The sequence below is a fragment of the Actinoplanes sp. ATCC 53533 genome, assembly GCF_003947245.1.
The window spans coordinates 1-16,699 of record NZ_QHHV01000069.1 but is presented as its reverse complement, the minus strand read 5'-3'; the positions used below and the strand labels follow the sequence as shown (position 1 = coordinate 16,699).

Genomic DNA, 16,699 nt, shown 5'->3' with positions numbered 1-16,699 from the left:
GGAGCGCAGGGGCGCGCCGGCGATGCGCTGCGGTGATCAATCCTGCGCCCTCGGGGTTACCCCGAAGAGACCCTCGGCGCGCCGCGGACGGCGCGCGACGGTCAGCTCGGGACACGCTGCCATGATCGCAGCTTAGCGGGGCACCGCCAGCCGTCAGCCGATCCGGAACCGCGCGCTCAGCAGGCTGCCCGGCCGCGAGTCCGGGCCCACCAGCAGGTCGAAATCGCCGGGCTCGACGACCCGGCGGGCGTCGGCGGTGACCAGCGAGCAGTCGGCCGCGGCCACCGCCACCTCGACCGTCACGCTCGCGCCCGCGGGCACCGTCACTTGCCGGTACGCCTTCAGCTCGCGGGCCGCCCAGGTGACGCTGGTGACCAGGTCGCTGACGTAGACCTGGACGGTCTCCAGCGCCGGGCGGGTGCCGGTGTTGGTCAGCCGTACGCTCGCCCGGACCGTGCCGTCGGCGGTCACCTCGGGCCGGGCGATGGTCAGGTCGGCGTACTCGATGGTGGTGTAGCTCAGGCCCTCGCCGAAGGCGAAGAGCGGATCCTGGGTCAGGTCCGCGTACCGGGTGCCGTGCTGCCCGCGGATCTGGTTGTAGTAGACGGGCTGCTGGCCGACGTGCCGGGCGGCCGAGACCGGCATCCGCCCGGTCGGCTCGACCAGCCCGAGCAGCAGCTCGGCCAGGGCCCGGCCGCCGCGCATGCCCGGGTTGAAGGCCTGCACGATCGCGGCCGAGGCCAGCGCGGACGGCGGCAGCGCGGCCGGCTTGGAGTTCAGCAGCACCAGCACCACCGGGGTGCCGAGCCCGGCGAGCGCGTCCAGCAGGGCGATCTGGCCGCCCTGCAGCTCCAGCGTCGCGGTGGACCTGCTCTCGCCGGTCAGCGCGACGGTGTCGCCGACCACGACGACCGCGTAGTCGGCGGCGCGCGCCGCGGCCACGGCCTCGGCGATCAGCGCGGGATCGGCGGTGGCCGGCTCGGAGATCGGCGGGCGCGGCTGCCCGTCCGGGTACGTCGGACCCGCCGGGTCCGGCACCAGCCGTTCGATCTCGGCGCCGGCCGCGGTGGTGATCGTCCAGCCGGCGGGTGCGACCGCGCGGAAGCCGTCGAGCACGGTCTCGATCAGCTCGCGGGGCTGCCCCTCGGGCATCCAGTCGACCTGGCCGGAGGCGCCGGCCCAGTCGCCGAGCTGGGATTGCGGGGCGTCGGCGTTCGGGCCGATGACGGCGATCGTCCTCGCGGCGGCCGTGGGTGTTGCCCGGCCGTCCGGGCCCGCGACCAGGCCGCCGGCCAGCGGCAGGGTGCCGTCGTTGCGCAGCAGCACCAGCGAGCGGCGGGCGATCTCCAGGTTGAGCCGGGCGTGGTCGCGGTGCCCGATCACGGCCGCCTGCCGCTCGGCGTCGGGGGCGCGCGGGTTCTCGAAGAGGCCGAGCTCGACCTTGAGCCGCAGGATCCGCCGGACCGCGGCGTCGATCTCCGCCTCGCCGATCAGGCCCTGCTCGACCGCGGCCTGCGCGCCCTCGAAGAAGCCCGGGGTGGTCATGACCAGGTCGTTGCCGGCCCGGACCGCCCGCGCCGCGGCGTCGGTCAGGTCGGCGCAGACCCGCTGCTCCCAGACCATCCGGCCGACGTTGTCCCAGTCGGTCACGAGCATGCCGGTGAAGCCCCACTCCTGCTTGAGCACGTCGTTGAGCAGCCAGCGGTTTCCCGTGATCGGCACGCCGTCCATCGACTGGTAGCCGAGCATGAAGGTGCGGCAGCCCTCGCGGGCCACCCGCTCGAACGGCGGCAGGAACCAGGAGCGCAGCTTGCGCGGGCTCAGGTCGGCTTCGCTGGCGTCGCGGCCGCCCTGGGTCTCGGAGTAGCCGGCGAAGTGTTTCGCCGAGGCCAGCACGGCGGTCGGGTCGGTCAGGCCGGCACCCTGGTAGCCGCGGACCATCGCGGCGCCCAGCTCGCCGATCAGGAACGGGTCCTCGCCGAAGGTCTCGGCCAGCCGGCCCCAGCGCAGGTCGCGGGCGATGCACAGCACGGGGGAGAAGGTCCAGTGGATGCCGGTCGCGGAGACCTCGATCGCGGTGACCCGGGCGACCCGCTCGACCAGGCCCGCGTCCCAGCTCGCGGCCATCGCCAGCTGGGTGGGGAAGACCGTCGCGCCGGGCCAGAAGCCGTGCCCGTGGATGCAGTCCTCGGCGGTGAGCAGCGGGATGCCCAGCCGGGTGCCGGCGGCCAGGTCGATGGCCTCGAGCATGCGCTGCGGGGAGGCGTGCAGGATCGAGCCGGCGAGCCGGGTGCCGACCGCGTCCTTGAGGTCGCCGCGCGCGTCGAGCTGCAGCATCTGGCCGACCTTCTCGGCCAGGGTCATCCGGCCGAGCAGGTCGGAGACGCGCTGCTCCACGGCGAGCGAAGGATCACGGTACGGGTCCGCAGCGGCCACGAGGTCTTCCTCCGAAAACGCAACACATCGGTGAGCGTCGGGAAGTGTCGCACAGCCCGGAACCGGTACCGGCGACCCCGGGGATCGGATCTTCGGTCAGCCGGTACCGGAACCGGGAGCCGTGCGGACCTACCAGGGCAGGGGGCCCGCCGCTGCCGCGTACGTGCCGGTGGGGCCGGCCGGATCCAGCAGCGCCATCCGGACGATGATCTCCGCGCCCTGCTCGACCGTCTGGGTGCCCTGGTGGGCGTTCAGGTCGGTCGCGGTGTAGCCGGGGTCGACGCAGTTGATCCGCATGGCCGGGTAGGCCTGCGCGTAGCGGACCGTGAGCATGTTGACCGCCGACTTCGACGACCCGTAGGCGAGCGCCGGCACCGAGGACTCGATCGCGTCCGGGTCGGTGGCCAGCACCATCGAGCCGAGGCCGCTGCTGACGTTCACCACCACCGGCGCCGGTGACTTCTCCAGCAGCGGCAGGAAGGCGTGCATCATCCGGACCACGCCGAAGACGTTGGTGTCGTACAGCGGCCGCATGATCTCGGCGGTGACCTCGCCGACGGCGGTGTACGGCCCGGCGATCGCCGCGTTGTTGACCAGCACGTCCAGCCCGCCGGCGGCTGCGACGGTCTCGGCGGCCGCGGCGACGGAGGCCTCGTCGGTGATGTCCAGGAGCAGCGGCGTCGCGCCGAGCGTCCGGGCGGCGACCCGGCCGCGCTCGGCGTCGCGGCTGCCGAGGTAGACGGTGTGCCCGGCGGCGACGAGCCGGCGGGCGGTCTCGAAGCCGAGGCCTTTGTTCGCTCCGGTGATCAGTGTCGTTGTCATGGCACCACCCTCGGCCGGCCGGGGCGCGGCAGGCAGTAGCCGGATCTTCCTGGGACTGCTGGTACCAGGCTGGCGTGCCCGCGGCGCGGCAGACTGGGGTCATGACGACGGCGGAGTTCGGGCAGGCGATGCGGCGCTGGCGGGACCGGGCCACGCCCGAGGCCGCCGGGCTGCCCGCGGGTGGCCACCGCCGCGCGGCCGGGCTGCGCCGCGAGGAGTTGGCCCTGCTCACCGGCATCTCGGTGGACTACGTGACCCGGCTCGAGCAGGGCCGGGCCACGACCCCGTCCGGTCAGGTGGTCGAGGCACTGGCCCGGGCGCTGCGGCTGGACACCGCCGAGCGTGCGCACCTGTTCACCCTCGCCGGGCTGGCAGCGCCCGGCCGGGGCACCGTGCCGGGCCACATCACGCCGGGGGTGCAGCGCCTGCTGGACCGGCTCGCCGGCACGCCGGTGTCGGTGTTCGACGCGGCCTGGAACATGATCGTCGCCAACCCGCTCTGGGCGGCGCTGCAGGGCGATCTGACCGGGCTGCGCGGCTTCCGGCGCAACGTGGTCTGGCGGCACTTCTTCGATCCGCCCGGCCATATCGAGCTGACGCGGGAGCAGCGGGCCGAGTTCGGGGTCGCGGTGGTGGCGGACCTGCGGGCGGCCGCCGCGCGATATCCGGCGGACGTGGGGTTGCGCGAGCTCATCGCGGAGCTGCGGACCGGCAGTGAGGCGTTCGCCGGGTTCTGGGCCGCCGGGGCGATCGGCCCGCACACCTCGGCCCGCAAGCTGATCCACCACCCGCAGGTCGGCACGATGGAGCTGGACTGCGACGTGCTGACGGTGCCGGGCAGCGACCTGCGCATCGTGGCATACACGGCCGAGCCGGGCACGGAAGCGGCGGACCGGCTGGCGCTGCTCGCGGTCGTGGGGCAGCAGATCTTCGTGGGTCACGCCTAGGAAGGCACTGGGGTGCGGTCGGCCCGCTGGCCGAGGCGGGCGCGCCGGTCGGAGTGGCGCTGCTCACCTGGGCACCTGATCGGGTGACCGAACAACAATATGAGCTTGCCGCATGGCTATGCGCGTTGATACGGTCTTCTGCATAGTCATGCGGAGGTAAGTATGGGAATCAGGGTCGCTGTCGCCGGGGCGAGTGGGTACGCCGGGGGCGAGTTGCTGCGCCTGATCGCCGGGCACCCCGAGCTCGATCTCGTCGCCGCCACGGCGCACACCCAGGCGGGTCTGCCCGTGGCCGCCGTACACCCGCAGCTCGCGGGCCTGGATCTGGTCCTGGGTCGGACCGAGGCGGCCGGCCTGGCCGACGCCGACCTGGTCTTTCTCGCCCTGCCGCACGGGCAGTCGGCGGCGCTCGCCGCCCAGCTGCCCGCCGGGGTCAAGATCGTCGATCTGGGTGCCGACTTCCGGTTGCACGACGGCGACGCCTGGGAGCGTTACTACGGCGGCACGCACGCCGGCACCTGGACCTACGGCCTGCCGGAGCTGCCCGGGCGGCGGGCCGCCATCGCCGCGAGCGACCGGGTGGCCAACACCGGCTGCTACGCGGCCACCGTCACCCTGGCCCTGGCCCCGCTGATCGCCGCCGGGGTCGCGCACCCCGCCGACGTCGTGGTGGTCGCCTCCTCCGGCACCTCGGGGGCCGGCCGGTCCGCCAAGGTCAACCTGCTGGCCAGCGAGGTCATGGGCGACCTGTCGCCCTACAAGGTCGGCGCGCACCAGCACGTCCCCGAGATCAAGCAGGCGACCGGCGCGACCTCGCTGTCGATGACCCCGGTGCTCGCGCCGATGCCGCGTGGCATCCTCGCCACGGTGACCGCCCGCCCGCTGGGCGACGCCGACCCGCGCGCGGTGCTGCAGGCCGCCTACGCCGACGAGCCCTTCGTGCACGTCCTGCCCGCCGGCAGCTGGCCGCACACCGCCGCCACCGCCGGCTCCAACTCGTGTCACCTGCAGGCGACCCTCGACGTCGACTCCGGCCGGATCGTCGTGGTCAGCGCCCTGGACAACCTGGGTAAGGGCGCCGCGGGTCAGGCCGTGCAATGCGCCAACCTCATGCTCGGCCTGCCGGAAACCGCGGGCCTTTCGGTATTCGGAGTCGCACCGTGACTGTTACCACTCCCAAGGGTTTCCGGGCCAGCGGCGTCGCCGCGGGGCTCAAGACCGGCGGCGGCCCCGACGTGGCGGTCATCGTCAACGACGGGCCCGACGCCACCGTGGCCGGCGTCTTCACCGCCAACCGGGTGAAGGCCGCGCCCGTCATGTGGAGCCAGCAGGTGCTCAAGGGCGGCATCGTGCGGGCCGTCGTGCTCAACTCGGGTGGCGCCAACGCCTGCACCGGCACCCAGGGTTTCCGCGACACCCACGCCACCGCCGAGCACCTCGCCGCCGTGCTGCGCGGCGGGCCGAAGCCGCTGCTGGTCGGCGCCGGTGACATCGCCGTCTGCTCCACCGGCCTGATCGGCGAGATGCTGCCGATGGACAAGCTGCTGCCCGGGGTGACCGCCGCGGCGAAGGCGCTGAAGGCCGACGGCGGTGAGGACGCGGCGAGCGCCATCATGACCACCGACACCCATGCCAAGAACGCGGTCGCGCGGGGCGAGGGCTGGTCGGTGGGCGGGATCGCCAAGGGTGCCGGGATGCTCGCCCCCGCCCTGGCCACCATGCTCGTCGTGCTCACCACCGACGCCGTCGCCGGCTCCGAGACCCTGGACATCGCGCTGCGCGAGGCCACCCGGCTCACGTTCGACCGCATCGACGCCGACGGCTGCATGTCCACCAACGACACCGTGCTGCTGCTGGCCAGCGGCGCCTCCGACGTCCAGCCGACCCAGGAGGAGCTGACCGCCGCGGTCACCGCCGTCTGCGACGACCTGGCCCGCCAGCTCATCGGCGACGCCGAGGGCGCCACCAAGCACATCGCCATCGAGGTGCTCGGCGCGGCGAGCGAGGCCGACGCGGTCGAGGTCGGCCGGTCGGTCGCCCGCAACAACCTGGTCAAGACCGCGCTGTTCGGCAACGACCCGAACTGGGGCCGGATCCTGGCCGCGGTCGGCACCACGGCGGCCGCGTTCGCGCCGGACCGCATCGACGTCGCCGTCAACGGCGTGTGGGTCTGCCGCGGCGGCGCCGCCGCCGACGACAGGTCCAAGGTGGACCTCGGCGGCCGGGACGTGACCATCACCGTGCACCTGCACGAGGGCGAGATGTCGGCGACGATCCGGACCACCGACCTGTCCCACGCGTACGTGCACGAGAACTCGGCCTACTCGTCGTGAACGCCGCCGACAAGGCCGCGATCCTCATCGAGGCCCTGCCGTGGCTCGAACGCTTCCACGGCACCACCGTCGTCATCAAGTACGGCGGCAACGCGATGATCGACCCGGAGCTGCAGCGGGCCTTCGCCGCCGACATGGTCTTCCTGCGGTATGCCGGGATCAGGCCGGTCGTCGTGCACGGCGGCGGCCCGCAGATCTCGTCCATGCTCGGCAGGCTGGGCATCGCCAGCGAGTTCCGGGGCGGCCTGCGGGTCACCACGCCGGAGGCGATGGACGTCGTCCGGATGGTGCTGGTGGGCCAGGTCGGCCGCGAGCTGGTCGGCCTGATCAACGAGCACGGCCCGTTCGCCGTCGGACTGTCCGGTGAGGACGCCCGGCTGTTCACCGCCGTGCGCCGGCACGCCGTCGTCGACGGCGAGCCGGTCGACATCGGCCAGGTCGGCGACGTCGCGGAGGTGGACACCTCGGCCGTGGACGACCTGATCGCCGCCGGGCGCATCCCGGTCGTCGCCACCGTGGCGCCCGACCCCGACGGCGTGGTGCACAACGTCAACGCCGACACCGCCGCGGCCGCCCTGGCCGTCGCGCTCGGCGCCCGCAAGCTGGTCGTGCTCACCGACGTGCCCGGCCTCTACACGAACTGGCCCGACACCTCCTCGCTCACCTCCCAGATCGACACCGATGCCCTGGAGAAGCTGCTGCCCAGCCTCCAGTCCGGCATGGCGCCGAAGATGGAGGCGTGCCTGCGGGCGGTGCGGGGTGGCGTCCCCGCCGCGCACGTGGTGGACGGCCGCGTGCCGCACTCGACGCTGCTCGAAGTTTTCACCTCGGAAGGATTCGGCACGATGGTGGTCCCCTCATGACGTCTTTCACTGACCGCTGGTCGCAGAGCATGATGAACAACTACGGCACGCCGTCGCTCGGGCTGATCAGCGGCTCCGGCGCCGTCGTGGTCGCCGAGGACGGCACGGAGTACGTCGACCTGCTCGGCGGCATCGCGGTCAACGCCCTGGGCCACGCCCACCCGGCCATCGTCGCGGCCGTCTCCCAGCAGGTCGCCACGCTGGGGCACGTCTCCAACCTGTTCATCGCCGAGCCGCCGCTGGCCCTGGCCGAGCTGCTGCTCGCCCTGGCCGGCCGCCCCGGCAAGGTCATCTTCAGCAACTCCGGCGCCGAGGCCAACGAGGCGGCGTTCAAGCTGTCCCGGCTCACCGGCCGCACGCACGTGGTCGCCACCGAGGGCGGCTTCCACGGCCGCACGATGGGCGCGCTCGCGCTGACCGGCCAGCCGGGCAAGCGGGAGCCGTTCCTGCCGCTGCCGGGCGAGGTCACCCACGTCCCGTTCGGCGACGTCGACGCGCTGCGGGCGGCCGTCACGAGCGAGACCGCCATGCTCATCATCGAGCCCATCCAGGGCGAGATGGGTGTGGTCGTGCCGCCGCCCGGCTATCTGGCCGCGGCCCGGGAGATCTGCACGGCCACCGGCGCGCTGCTGGTGCTGGACGAGGTGCAGACCGGCATCGGGCGCACCGGGCACTGGTTCCACCACCAGAGCGAGGGCGTCGAGCCCGACGTGGTGACGCTGGCCAAGGGGCTCGGCGGCGGGCTGCCGCTGGGCGCGTGCATGGCCTTCGGCGCGGCCGCCGACCTGTTCCAGCCCGGCTCGCACGGCACCACCTTCGGCGGTAACCCGGTCAGCTGCGCGGCCGGCCTGGCCGTCATCCGCACCATCGCCGGCGAGGGCCTGCTGGACCACGTCAAGCGGGTCGGCGAGCTGATCCGCCGCGGCGTCGAGGGCCTCGGCCATCCGGCGATCGCCGGGGTCCGCGGCGCGGGCCTGCTGCTCGGCATCGTGCTGACCGACCCGATCTCGGCGGACCTGGCCGCGCGGCTGCGCGACGCGGGCTTCCTGGTCAACCCGATCCAGCCGGACGTGATCCGGCTCGCCCCGCCGCTGATCCTCACCACCGAGCAGGCCGAGGCGTTCGTGACCGCGCTCGGCGAGGCGCTCCCGTGACCCGGCACCTGCTGCGCGACGACGACCTGTCGCCGGCCGAGCAGAGCGCGGTGCTGGACCTGGCCGCGGCGATGAAGGCCGACCGGTTCGGCTACCGGCCGCTGGCGGGCCCGAGGTCGGTCGCCGTCTTCTTCGACAAGGTCAGCCTGCGGACCCGGCTGTCGTTCGAGACCGGCATCCCCGAGCTGGGCGGCAACGCCATCGTGGTGGACACCCAGGCCACCCACTTCGGCCGCGGCGAGTCGCTGCTCGACGCGGGCCGGGTCGTCTCCCGGTACGTGGCCGCGATCGTGTTCCGCACCTCCGGTGACGAGCGGCTGGCCGAGCTGGCCTCGGACGTGCACGTGCCGGTGGTCAACGCGCTGACCGACGGCTTCCACCCCTGCCAGCTGCTGGCCGACCTGCAGACGATCCGCGAGCGGCTGGGCGGCACGGCCGGGCGCACGCTGACCTACGTCGGCGACGCCGCCAACAACATGGCCCACTCCTACCTGCTGGCCGGGGCGACCGCGGGCCTGCACGTACGGGTGGCCGGTCCGGAGGGTTTCGACCCGGACCCGGCCGTGGTGGCGCGGGCGGCCGAGATCGCGGCGGGCACCGGCGGTTCGGTCACCGTGCTGCGGGACCCGCGGGAGGCGGCCACCGGAACGCACGTACTGGCCACCGACGCGTGGACGTCCATGGGCCAGGAAAGCGACGGGATCGATCGGCACACGCCGTTCCGGCCGTACCAGATCAACAAGGACCTGCTGGCATTGGCCGCGCCCGACGCGGTCGTGCTGCACTGCCTGCCGGCGCACCGCGGCGAGGAGATCACCGACGAGGTCCTGGACGGTGCGCAGAGCGCGGTCCTCGACCAGGCCGAGAACCGCCTGCACGCGCAGAAGGCGCTGCTGGCCTGGCTGCTGGAAAACCAGTGACCGGGCCGGGCACCCGCGCCGCGCGGCACGCGCGCATCGTCGACCTGGTCCGGGGCAAGGACGTGCGCTCGCAGACCGAGCTCGCCGACCTGCTCGGCCTCGACGGCGTCCAGGTCACCCAGGCGACGCTGTCGCGCGACCTGGAGGAGCTGCGGGCCGTCAAGGCCGGCGGGGTCTACGTCATCCCCGAGGACGGGCTGCCCGCCCTGCGCCCGGTCGAGCAGGCGCCGGCCCGGCTGATCAGGCTGCTGCGCGAGCTGCTCAACTCCGTCGACGTCAGCGGCAACCTGGTGGTGCTGCGGGTGCCGCCGGGAGCCGCCCAGTTCCTGGCGAGCGCGCTGGACCGCTCGGGCCTGCCCGACGTCGTCGGTACCATCGCCGGCGACGACACCATCCTCGTGGTGGCCCGCGACTCCGGCGACGGGCCGGGCGCCGCGCTCGCCGAGAAGCTCACGGCGTGGAGCCGTGCCGACCCTGAAGGGGGCCAGCCGTGACCGCCGTTGAGGCTCACTTCCCCGGCTTCGCCGACAACATGCAGCGGCTCCTCGGCCACGGCCTCGAGTTCTACCTGGCGTCCAACGAGACGCTGCGCCCGTTCCTCAACGAGGTCCCGTACGGCCACAAGCTCACCTGGCTGGACTTCACCGACACGACCGAGGACAAGGGCTGGGAGACCGGCGAGTTCCTCAACCTGTTCAACGTGATGAACGGCATCGCGTTCGGCGACCGGGGCATCCCGATGCCGCAGTGGGTGATGGTCGACCTGATCCTGATGCCGTCGGCCGCGGTGATCGCCGCGCTGCCGCAGTCGTCGTTCACCGAGATCCTCGAGACCAGCGCCTTCGACGAGGACGCCAAGCGGCACATGCGGGCCGTCTTCGACAAGGCCAAGCAGAGCGCCTACAACGGGCCGATCCCGATCGCCGGCTACTGCGCGGCGCCGAGTGCGGCGCCGGGCACCTGGGTCGGCTGGTCGCTGTGGTCGCTGTGGACGAGCGTCGGGCTGGGCAAGGCGCTCAAGGCGCTGGCGCTCTCGGCCTACCAGGCGGAGAAGCTCGACGGCGTCACCCAGTACGACAACAGTGCGCTGCGCGTGCACACCCGCTTCGGCCGGCTGCGCGTGCTGGTCGCCACGGTGCCGTTCCACACCTCGCCCGGCTCGTTCGTCTACGAGAACGACTTCACCGTGCCGGTCACCGGGCCCGAGCCGGAGCCGTCGTTCCTGCTCGACCCGTTCGACTACGAGCGGCAGCGGGCCATGCAGAAGGCCATCGAGGCCCGGGAGTCCACGTTCTTCGTGCTCGCCCCCGGCCACCTCGTCAAGGACGGGACGACGTACGTGCCCATCCTCGAGATCCCCGCGTCCTGATAAGGAAATCCTGATGTCCAAGCGCAAGATCGTCCTCGCCTTCTCCGGTGGTCTCGACACCTCGTACGCCCTGGTCTCGCTGCGCGAGCAGGGTTGGGAGGTGCTCACCGCCAACATCGACACCGGCGGCCTGCACAGCGGCGAGGGCGACGTGGTCCGGGCCCGCGCGGAGGAGCTGGGCTCGGCGCGGCACTTCGTCATCGACGCCCGCGAGGAGCTGTACGAGCGCGTGGTCACCTACGCGATCAAGGCGAACTACCTGCGCAACGGCGGCTACCCGTCCTGCGTCGGCGCGGAGCGGCTGGTACAGGCCGAGAAGGTCGTGCAGTGCGCGCTCGACAACGGCGCGGACGCGATCGCGCACGGCTCCACCGGCGCCGGCGCCGACCACGTGCGGTACGACTCGGTGATCCGCGCGCTGGCCCCGCAGCTGGAGATCATCACGCCGATCCGGGACGAGCGGCTGACCCGCGAGTTCGAGCGGGACTTCCTGGCCCAGCACGGCTTCGCCACCAGCGACAAGGTCACCACGTACTCGATCAACGAGGGCCTGATCGGCACCTCCATCGGCGGCAAGGAGACCTACGGCTCCTGGGACTACCTGCCCGAGGAGGCGTGGGAGAGCACCAAGTCGATCAAGGACGCCCCGGAGGACGGCATCGAGCTGATCCTCGCGTTCGACAAGGGCGAGGTGACCTCCGCGACCACACTCGACGGCGCGCCGATCGAGGGCACCGGCCCGGGCGCGCCGAACTACGCGATCCTGCGCTCGCTGAACGCCCTCGCCGCCGAGCACGGCGTCGGCCGGGGCATCCACATGGGCTCGACCATGGTCGGCAACCTGGCCCGGGTCGGCTTCGAGGCCCCCGGCATGCTGACCCTGATCGCCGCGCACCGCGAGCTGGAGCGCCTGACGCTGAGCAACCGGCAGCAGGCCACCAAAGCCACCTTGGGCACGACGTACGGTGACCTGCTGCACGAGGCGGTCTACTACGACCCGATCCTCGACGACTTCCGCGCGTTCCTCGACTCCAGCCAGGCCCGGGTCACCGGCGAGGTGCGGGTGCGGCTGCAGAAGGGCAACGTGATCCCGCTCGGCAGCCGCAGCCCGTACAGCCTGCTCGACGCCGCGACCCGCCAGGGTGTCGTCTACGGCTACGGCTCGTCGCTGTGGACCGGCGAGCAGGCCCGGGCCTTCGCGCACATGTACGCGATCCCCGGCGCCATCGCTGAGTCTGCTGGCCTCGCTCCGCTCGGCGGGCACTCCGCCCCATGAAGTCGTTGTCGAGGTCACCGATTTCCGGACAGGAAAGGGCGCCCGTCCGGAAATCGGCGCCCTCGACAACGACGGGCGGAGTGCGACTCGGGTTGCGCCTACTTCAACCAGGCGGCCAGCACGCGCTCGCACTCGCGGATCTCCGCGACCGGCACGTATTCCTCGTCGGTGTGGGCGAGCAGCGGGTCACCCGGCGCGTAGTTGACGGCCGGGATGCCGAGCTCGGCGAAGCGGGCCACGTCCGTCCAGCCGAACTTCGGCGCCGGCTCCTTGCCGACCACGGCCAGGAACTCCGCGGCGGCGGGCTGGTCGAGGCCGGGGCGCGCGCCCGGCGCCTGGTCCCGGATCTCCAGGTCGTAGCCGGCGAAGACCTCCTGGAGGTAGGCGTAGGCCTCGGCGATGCCGCGGTCCGGCGCGAACCGGTGGTTGATGTCGATGACGCACTCGTCGGGCAGCACGTTGCCGGCGATGCCGCCCTGGATGTTCACGGCGTTGAGGCCCTCGTGGTATCGCAGGCCGTCGACCATCGGGCGCCGCGGCTCGTAGGCGTTGAGGATGGCCAGCACGGGAGCGGCGACGTGGATCGCGTTGACCCCGCGCCAGGCCCGGGCGGTGTGCGCCGCCTTGCCGCGCAACGTGATCCGCACCCGCATGGTGCCCTGGCAGCCGCCCTCGACGCCGCTGTTCGACGGCTCGCCCAGGATGGCGAAGTCCCCGGCCAGCCAGTCGGGGTGGTTGCGCACGAGCCGCCCCAGCCCGTTCTTGACCGAGGCGACCTCCTCGTTGTCGTAGCAGACGAAGGTGAGGTCGTGGCGCGGCTCGGTGACCGTCGCGGCGATGCGCAGCTGGGTGGCGAGGCCGGCCTTCATGTCGCAGGTGCCGCGCCCGTGCAGCAGCTGGGCGTCGCCCTCGCCGGTGAACCAGGTCGGCAGGTTGTCCTTGATCGGCACCGTGTCCAGGTGCCCGGCGAGCACGATCCGCTTGGCCCGGCCCAGGTTGGTGCGGGCCACCACGGCGTCGCCGTCGCGCAGCACCTCGAGGTGCCCCAGCTTGCGCAGGGAGGCCTCCACGGCATCCGCGAGCGTGCCCTCGTCCCCGCTGACCGAGGGGATGTCGCAGAGCGCGCGGGTCAATGAGACAACATCGTCCTGCAGGTCAAGCGTCATACCGTGACCCTATCGTTGAGCAAGTTCCGACCGAGAATGAGGAGTGAGCGCGTGCCGGAGAACGAAGGCCCGACCAGGCTGTGGGGTGGCCGTTTCGCCGGCGGACCGGCGGACGCCCTGGCCCGCCTGAGCGTGAGCGTGCATTTCGACTGGCGCCTGGCGCCGTACGACATCGCGGCCTCCCGCGCGCACGCCCGCGTGCTGGCCGGCGCGGGGTTGCTCAACGCCGACGAGCTCGGCCAGATGCTCGCCGCGCTCGACGACCTCGAATCGGCGTGCGCGGCGGGGGAGTTCCGCCCGACCGTCGAGGACGAGGACGTGCACACCGCGCTGGAGCGCGGCCTGCTGGAGCGGCTGGGCACGCTCGGCGGCAAGCTGCGCGCCGGCCGGTCCCGCAATGACCAGGTCGCCACCGACCTGCGGATGTATCTGCGTGACCACGCCCGCGGGGTGGCCGCCGCGGTGGTCGAGCTGGCGGACGCCCTGCTGGAGCAGGCGGGCCGGCACCTGGACACGCCCGCGCCGGGCATGACCCACCTCCAGCACGCCCAGCCGGTGAGCTTCGCGCACTGGCTGCTCGCCCACGTCCAGCCGCTGCTGCGCGACCTGGACAGGCTGCGCGACTGGGACGCCCGCGCGGCGATCTCGCCGCTGGGCTCGGGCGCGCTGGCCGGCTCGTCGCTGCCGCTGGACCCGGCCGCGGTGGCCAAGGAGCTGGGCTTCAAGGCGCCGGCGCAAAACTCGATGGACGCGGTGTCCGACCGGGACTTCGTCGCGGAGTTCCTCTTCATCACCAGCCTGATCGGCGTGCACCTGTCCCGCCTCGGCGAGGAGGTCGTGCTCTGGACCTCGCAGGAGTTCGGCTGGGTGATCCTCGACGACGCGTTCGCCACCGGCTCGTCGATCATGCCGCAGAAGAAGAACGCGGACATCGCCGAGCTGGCCCGCGGCAAGGCGGGCCGGCTGATCGGCGGCCTGGTCGCGGTGCTGACCATGCTCAAGGGCCTGCCGCTGACCTACGACCGGGACATGCAGGAGGACAAGGAGCCGGCGTTCGACGCGATCGACACGCTGCAACTGCTGCTGCCCGCACTGGCCGGGATGATCTCGACCATGACGGTCCGGGTGGACCGCCTCGCCGCGGCCGCGCCGGTAGGCTTCTCGCTGGCCACCGAGGTGGCGGACTGGCTGGTCCGCAAGCACGTCCCGTTCCGCGACGCGCACGAGATCACCGGCCGCCTGGTGGCGCTGTGCGCGGCCCGCGAGTGCGAGCTGGAAGACGTCTCGGACGACGACCTGAAGACGGTCAGCGAGCACCTCGACCCGTCGGTGCGCGAGGTGCTGAGCGTGCGCTCGGCGCTGGCGGCCCGCACGACGCCGGGCTCGACCGGCCCGGGCCCGGTGGCCGACCAGCTCCAGACAGCCTCCGACAAGCTGGACGGCTGGCGCGAATGGTCCATCGAAAAGGTGGTGCCCCGCTAAACCCCGATCCGGTACGCGCGGCGGTGAGCCCAACCGCAACACCCCCACAAGCCCTCACCGCGCAGCCCCGACCGGCCCCAGCCCGGCGATCGTCCGCCGGGCTGGGGCGGTTGGGCACGTGTCCCCTCTGGTCAGTTGATGGATTGTCGGTCCTTTATGTGCGCTCGGAATTCCGGGCCGACATCAACTAGCGCTTCCTGCAAATCTTCTGCCATGAAGTCGACCACGATCTCTTTCCGATCCTTGTCATACCTGATACCGGTAATGTCGACACGGTAGTGACCGACCGCGAGCGCGACATCGACATTGTCGGGCATCACCCGCAATGCGGCCATCAGCTCGTCACGCAGCATGGCGAGGTCCCCGGCGCTCTCCGGGCACCCAACGCCGTAGTGCGTCGTAGACCTGGCGCAATCCCGGCTCCTCACGATCGGCGGAAACCCCCGCATTCGCCGAAGGCCCGGAAGGGTTATCGGCTGCCATGCGTGGCGTGTTCGGCATAGATCGTGCATCAAGTTGTCGGCAGGATCGCACAACGTGGTGCGGGCCGTACAAAGATGCGGGCGGCTACCCGCAGAAAAGTGCGGGTTCGCGTTACCGAAGCTGGTTGGTCACCCAGCCCGGATCGAACGCGGCTACCACCTCAGCGCTGGTGCCTGATGGGACGGCGACCGCGCCGGCCTTGCCCGTGTGAATGTCGAGCATCGTGGCCCCGGCGCCTTCCAGGATGGCAAGGCTACGGGACCAGGCCGGATGCCCCCACAGCTTGTTGTTCACCATCGGCACCACGAGAAGTGGCAAGCCTTCTCCCAGCGCCGAGCACAATTGCGCCAGGGCGTAGGTGTCGGCAGCCCCTGCGGCGACCTTGTTGACCGTGTTGAACGTCGCCGGGCAGACCACTACGGCCTGCGTCGAACCGCTCTGTTTCGGCTGATCCGGATCGCGGAATTCCACTCGTGGCGGCGCACCTGTCAGCTCGCGCACCGCGTCATCGTCCAGCCACGCCCGGGCGGACGGCGTAGCGACGACGGAGACCATCCAGTTGTCGTCAATCAGCGCGCGCAGCAGGTCCGGCGTCCGGGCGGTCAACGGTGCACCGCCGACGACCAGCATGAGATTCCTCGACATGGCGACTAATCCAGTACCCCTGAGCGCACAGCGAGGCTGTGCAGGGCGCTCGTCCGGCCGCCGCGCTTCCGCCGAGCCAGCAACCCACGCACCAGCTCCCGCACAATGACGTTGTATCGCACCGTCTCCGGAGCAATCCGCTCCGCCTCCAGCAGGTGGAGCACGGCATCCGCGTCCCGCCTCCGCTGCGCCTCCGCCCAGGCGAGATGCAGGTGCAGCTGCGCCCGCCGGCTCGTCAAGCCCGCCGGCAGACGTTTCAGGTCTACCGATTCGGCCGCCCGCAATGCCGCAGCTGGATCACCAAGCTCAGCGGCGACGGACACCCGGTGGATGCCGACGTTCGTAAACCCGAATCCTGTCCACGCGAAGTTGCCGTCCTCGCCGATCATGTCCGCGAGTGCCTGCGCCTGGTCCAGCCGGCGCCAGGCCTCGTCGCGGTCCGTCTGCCGCGATGCGATGATCGCCGCGATCAACCAGAGGGAGCCGGCCACCGAGGCCAAGGTCGGACGGTCAGGTCTGGCTTGCCGCTGTGTCTCTTCCGCCATTCGGACCGCTAGCGGCTCCGCGTCCTCGGGTCGCTCGCTGCGCAGCAGAGCGCAGACCACCTGGTAGGCCGCCATTCCTCGCGCCGTCATCGAGTCGGCCTCAACGGCGGCCGACGCGCACCGGTCCGCTGCCAAGAGGCTCAGGTCGCCAGCACCGACCTTCGTCAACAGCTTCGCTGCCACGGCATACGCCGACGAGTAGCCGAGCAGAGCATCGCGCCGTTCGTCACCCACAGCCGTCCGGTGCAGCACATCGGC

Annotated in this window: 15 protein-coding genes and 1 pseudogene; 10 read left to right on the top strand and 6 right to left on the bottom strand. The window is 72.1% G+C overall.

All coding sequences use genetic code 11. From position 1 onward, the window contains the following. Positions 1-153: 153 nt before the first annotated feature. Both DMB66_RS23255 and DMB66_RS23250 read right to left on the bottom strand, forming a co-directional pair. The gene (locus tag DMB66_RS23255; protein WP_125806239.1) at positions 154-2,436 is read right to left on the bottom strand and encodes a glycoside hydrolase family 3 N-terminal domain-containing protein; all 2,283 of its coding nucleotides are present in this window, start codon (positions 2,434-2,436) and stop codon (positions 154-156) included. A gap of 129 nt (positions 2,437-2,565) precedes the next feature. Continuing rightward, positions 2,566-3,258 carry an SDR family NAD(P)-dependent oxidoreductase gene (locus tag DMB66_RS23250; RefSeq protein ID WP_125806238.1) on the bottom strand — a complete coding sequence of 231 codons (693 nt, stop codon included), beginning with the start codon at positions 3,256-3,258 and terminating at the stop codon, positions 2,566-2,568. 101 nt (positions 3,259-3,359) lie between these two features. Between DMB66_RS23250 and DMB66_RS23245 the strand changes: the two genes are divergently transcribed. The 9 genes from DMB66_RS23245 (at position 3,360) to DMB66_RS23205 (ending at position 12,120) form a co-directional block, all read left to right on the top strand. Beyond that, positions 3,360-4,205, top strand: coding sequence for a helix-turn-helix transcriptional regulator (locus DMB66_RS23245; RefSeq protein WP_125806237.1), 846 nt, complete (start codon positions 3,360-3,362; stop codon positions 4,203-4,205). Between the two features lie 162 nt (positions 4,206-4,367). Beyond that, on the top strand, positions 4,368-5,369 hold the full coding sequence (gene argC / locus DMB66_RS23240) for an N-acetyl-gamma-glutamyl-phosphate reductase (protein WP_125806236.1): 1,002 nt from the start codon (positions 4,368-4,370) through the stop codon (positions 5,367-5,369). Continuing rightward, on the top strand, positions 5,366-6,538 hold the full coding sequence (gene argJ, locus DMB66_RS23235) for a bifunctional glutamate N-acetyltransferase/amino-acid acetyltransferase ArgJ (RefSeq protein ID WP_125806235.1): 1,173 nt from the start codon (positions 5,366-5,368) through the stop codon (positions 6,536-6,538). The genes argC and argJ overlap by 4 nt, the downstream gene beginning before the upstream one ends. Then, complete coding sequence (argB, locus tag DMB66_RS23230; protein WP_125806234.1) at positions 6,535-7,401, top strand: acetylglutamate kinase; 867 nt, start codon at positions 6,535-6,537, stop codon at positions 7,399-7,401. The genes argJ and argB overlap by 4 nt, the downstream gene beginning before the upstream one ends. Next, complete coding sequence (locus tag DMB66_RS23225; RefSeq protein WP_125806233.1) at positions 7,398-8,555, top strand: acetylornithine transaminase; 1,158 nt, start codon at positions 7,398-7,400, stop codon at positions 8,553-8,555. Before argB ends, DMB66_RS23225 begins: the two co-directional genes overlap by 4 nt. Beyond that, positions 8,552-9,475, top strand: a complete 924-nt coding sequence (argF, locus tag DMB66_RS23220; protein WP_125806232.1) for an ornithine carbamoyltransferase — start codon at positions 8,552-8,554, stop codon at positions 9,473-9,475. Before DMB66_RS23225 ends, argF begins: the two co-directional genes overlap by 4 nt. Continuing rightward, positions 9,472-9,969, top strand: a complete 498-nt coding sequence (gene argR, locus DMB66_RS23215) for an arginine repressor (RefSeq protein WP_125806231.1) — start codon at positions 9,472-9,474, stop codon at positions 9,967-9,969. The genes argF and argR overlap by 4 nt, the downstream gene beginning before the upstream one ends. Then, positions 9,966-10,844 carry a hypothetical protein gene (locus tag DMB66_RS23210; protein ID WP_233624788.1) on the top strand — a complete coding sequence of 293 codons (879 nt, stop codon included), beginning with the start codon at positions 9,966-9,968 and terminating at the stop codon, positions 10,842-10,844. The genes argR and DMB66_RS23210 overlap by 4 nt, the downstream gene beginning before the upstream one ends. Before the next feature lie 13 nt (positions 10,845-10,857). Continuing rightward, the gene (locus DMB66_RS23205; protein WP_125806230.1) at positions 10,858-12,120 is read left to right on the top strand and encodes an argininosuccinate synthase; all 1,263 of its coding nucleotides are present in this window, start codon (positions 10,858-10,860) and stop codon (positions 12,118-12,120) included. A 98-nt stretch (positions 12,121-12,218) separates the two neighbouring features. Here the strand turns inward: DMB66_RS23205 and dapE are convergent, their stop codons facing one another. After that, complete coding sequence (gene dapE / locus DMB66_RS23200) at positions 12,219-13,286, bottom strand: succinyl-diaminopimelate desuccinylase (protein ID WP_125806229.1); 1,068 nt, start codon at positions 13,284-13,286, stop codon at positions 12,219-12,221. Positions 13,287-13,322: 36 nt separating this feature from the next. On the opposite strand from dapE, the gene argH reads away from it, so the two are divergent. Next, positions 13,323-14,768 carry an argininosuccinate lyase gene (argH, locus tag DMB66_RS23195; RefSeq protein ID WP_125806228.1) on the top strand — a complete coding sequence of 482 codons (1,446 nt, stop codon included), beginning with the start codon at positions 13,323-13,325 and terminating at the stop codon, positions 14,766-14,768. A 131-nt stretch (positions 14,769-14,899) separates the two neighbouring features. Here the strand turns inward: argH and DMB66_RS23190 are convergent, their stop codons facing one another. The 3 genes and pseudogenes from DMB66_RS23190 to DMB66_RS61320 form a co-directional block, all read right to left on the bottom strand. After that, the gene (locus tag DMB66_RS23190; protein WP_125806227.1) at positions 14,900-15,121 is read right to left on the bottom strand and encodes a hypothetical protein; all 222 of its coding nucleotides are present in this window, start codon (positions 15,119-15,121) and stop codon (positions 14,900-14,902) included. A 241-nt stretch (positions 15,122-15,362) separates the two neighbouring features. After that, positions 15,363-15,881 (bottom strand): flavoprotein, encoded by a 519-nt coding sequence (locus tag DMB66_RS23185; protein ID WP_158647336.1) that lies wholly within the window; start codon positions 15,879-15,881, stop codon positions 15,363-15,365. A 20-nt stretch (positions 15,882-15,901) separates the two neighbouring features. Continuing rightward, positions 15,902-16,699, bottom strand: a pseudogene (locus tag DMB66_RS61320) (hypothetical protein); the annotation flags it as partial.